Source organism: Nocardiopsis trehalosi NBRC 14201 (assembly GCF_001552555.1).
Taxonomy (GTDB): Bacteria; Actinomycetota; Actinomycetes; order Streptosporangiales; family Streptosporangiaceae; genus Nocardiopsis_B; species Nocardiopsis_B trehalosi.
Genome location: NZ_BCRK01000325.1, coordinates 1 through 2,721 on the forward strand (window position 1 = coordinate 1; position 2,721 = coordinate 2,721).

General features: G+C 75.5%; 1 protein-coding gene and 1 pseudogene. Both read left to right on the plus strand.

The features are described from left to right. A pseudogene (locus NT8_RS30200) lies at positions 1-220 on the plus strand (DUF4870 domain-containing protein); the annotation flags it as partial. Between the two features lie 332 nt (positions 221-552). Beyond that, positions 553-2,721 (plus strand): SulP family inorganic anion transporter (locus NT8_RS27835; RefSeq protein ID WP_084469344.1); only part of this gene is annotated, 2,169 nt, incomplete at its 3' end.

Here is a 2,721-nt window from a genome sequence, read left to right on the forward strand (position 1 = left end):
CCCGCCGCCCGCCGACCCGGGCGGTTACCCCGCCCCCGGCCCGGCGGGCACCGCGCCGTACGGCGGACACGACGCCGACGGACGGCCGCGCACCGGCGAGCCCGGGTACGACGCCCCGTCGGGCGAGTGGCCGTCCTACCGGGCCACCGGGCGCGACCCGCGCGAGGGCGGTAGGCCCTACGATCCGAACGGTTACTACGGCGACGGCGGACTCCGCTAGCGCGCGCCGCCGGCGCCCGCCCGGCACCGGCCAGCCGAGAACCCGAACGGCCCCCCACGTGCAGACGAGGGGGGCCGTTCGCCGTCTCCGGGGGACCGCCGGGTGAACACGGGCGGGACGCGGCCCCCGGGCGCGTGCGGAACGGTTGTCAAGATCACGCCGCCCGGAGCGATTTCCCGAGCTGCGGCGATTACCCTTGGTCATTGACAGCGTTCGGTGGGTAGCCAAAGCCGCGGTTCGGACATTCCTCTGTTTTCCGTCGGCCGGTCCGCCGCCCCCCGGGAGTGCCGCTGTCCCCAGAGCGCCATTTCGTTCACCCATCGGGGGTAAGCATGCGTCACGACGCCCAGGGAACACGGTTCGACCCCGCGGCCGCCGCCCCGCGGCCGCGCCTCTCCGCCCTCCCCTTACTGCGCAACGTCCCCGGCGACCTCGCGGCCTCGCTCGTGGTCTTCCTCGTCGCCGTCCCCCTGTCCATGGGCATCGCCGTCGCCTCCGGCGCGCCCCTGGTCGCGGGCCTCATCGCCGCCGCCGTCGGCGGCATCGTGGCGGGCGCCGTCGGCGGCTCCGCCATCCAGGTCAGCGGGCCCGCCGCCGGGCTGACCATCATCGTCGCCGGCCTGGTGGCCACCTACGGCTGGCGGCTCACCTGCCTGATCACGCTGCTCGCCGGGGCCATCCAGATCGCGCTCGGCGCGTTCCGCATCGCCCGGGCCGCCCTCGCGGTGTCGCCGGCGGTGGTCCACGGCATGCTCGCCGGCGTGGGCGTCACCATCGCCCTGTCCCAGCTGCACGTCGTGCTGGGCGGTGCGCCGCAGAGCTCGGCGGTCGACAACCTGGCCGAACTCCCCCGCCAGATCGCCGAGAACCACACGCCCGCGGTCGCGATCGGGCTCATGGCCATCGCGATCATGGCCGTCTGGCCGCGCCTGCCCGACCTCGGCCGGGTGCGGCCGAGGGCCGTGCCCGCGGCGCTGGTGGCGGTCGCCGCCACGACGGCGGCGGCGGTCCTGCTCGACTGGCCGGTCGAACGCGTCACACTGCCCGACTCCCTCGCCGACGCCTGGACCGGGCCGGTCCTGCCGGCCGCCGACCAGGTCCACGGGGTCATCGTCGGCGCGGCCACCGTCGCCCTGGTGGCGGGGGTCGAGTCCCTGCTGTGCGCTGTCGCGGTCGACCGGCTGCACGACGGCCCGCGCGCCGACCTCAACCGCGAACTCGTCGGGCAGGGCGCCGCCAACATGGCCAGCGGGGCCCTGGGCGGACTCCCGGTCGCCGGGGTCATCATCCGCAGCAGCACCAACGCCCGGGCGGGGGCGCGCACCCCGCTGTCGACCATCCTGCACGGAGTGTGGGTGCTGGTCTTCGTCCTGCTGTTCGCCTCGGCCGTCGAGCAGATCCCGCTGGCCGCCCTCGCCGGGCTGCTGGTGTTCATCGGACTGCAGATGGCCGGCCCGGCCCGGCTGCGCGACCTCAGCCGGCACCGCGAGGCCGGCACCTACCTGGCGACCATGGCGGGTGTGGTCGTCCTCGGCCTGCTCGAAGGCGTGGTGCTCGGCTTCGCCCTGGCCATGATCATGGCCCTGCGGCGGTTGACCCGGCTCACCGTCATCACCGAGGAGACCGACGGGCGCTGGCACGTCGTGGTCCAGGGGTCGCTGACCTTCCTGGGCGTGCCGCGGCTCGCCAGCACGCTGCGCACCGTCCCGGCGGGCACTCACGTCGACCTCGACCTGCACGTCGACTTCATGGACCACGCGGCGTTCGAGTCCATCCACGCCTGGCGCGTCGACCACGAGCGCACCGGCGGGCGGGTCGACATCGACGAGGTGCACGAGAACTGGTACGAGCGCAGCACGCGCGACGCGCCCCCGGCGGGCAAGACCGCGCCGCGCGGCCTCGCGCGGTGGTGGGCGCCGTGGGACACCCGGCGCGGCTACGCCGACCGCGCGCCGGTCTCGGGACTGCTCCTCACCGGCGCCCGCGAGTACCACGCCAGCACGGCGGGGCGCATCCGCTCCCTGATGAGCCGCCTGGCGCACCGCCAGGAGCCCACGTCGCTGTTCATCACCTGCGCCGACTCCCGGGTGGTGCCCAACATCATCACCGCGAGCGGTCCGGGCGACCTGTTCACCGTGCGCAACGTCGGCAACCTGGTGCCGCGCAACGGCGACCCCCTGCCCGACGACTCCGTGGGCGCGGCCGTCGAGTACGCGGTCGAGGTGCTGGAGGTCCCCTCCATCGTGGTGTGCGGGCACTCCCACTGCGGGGCCATGAAGGCGCTGCTCGACGACGCCCAGCGCGAACCCGGCGAACCCGCCACCGGGCGGCTCCAGCGGTGGCTGCGGCACGGCGAGGCCAGCATGGTGCGGGCGGGCCGGGCCCGGCTGGCGGCCGCCACCGCGCCCGAGGCGCTGCGGACGCTGGCGCAGGCGAACGTGGTGCAGCAGCTGGAGCACCTGCTCGGCTACCCGGCGGTGCGCCGCCGGGTAGCCGAGGGC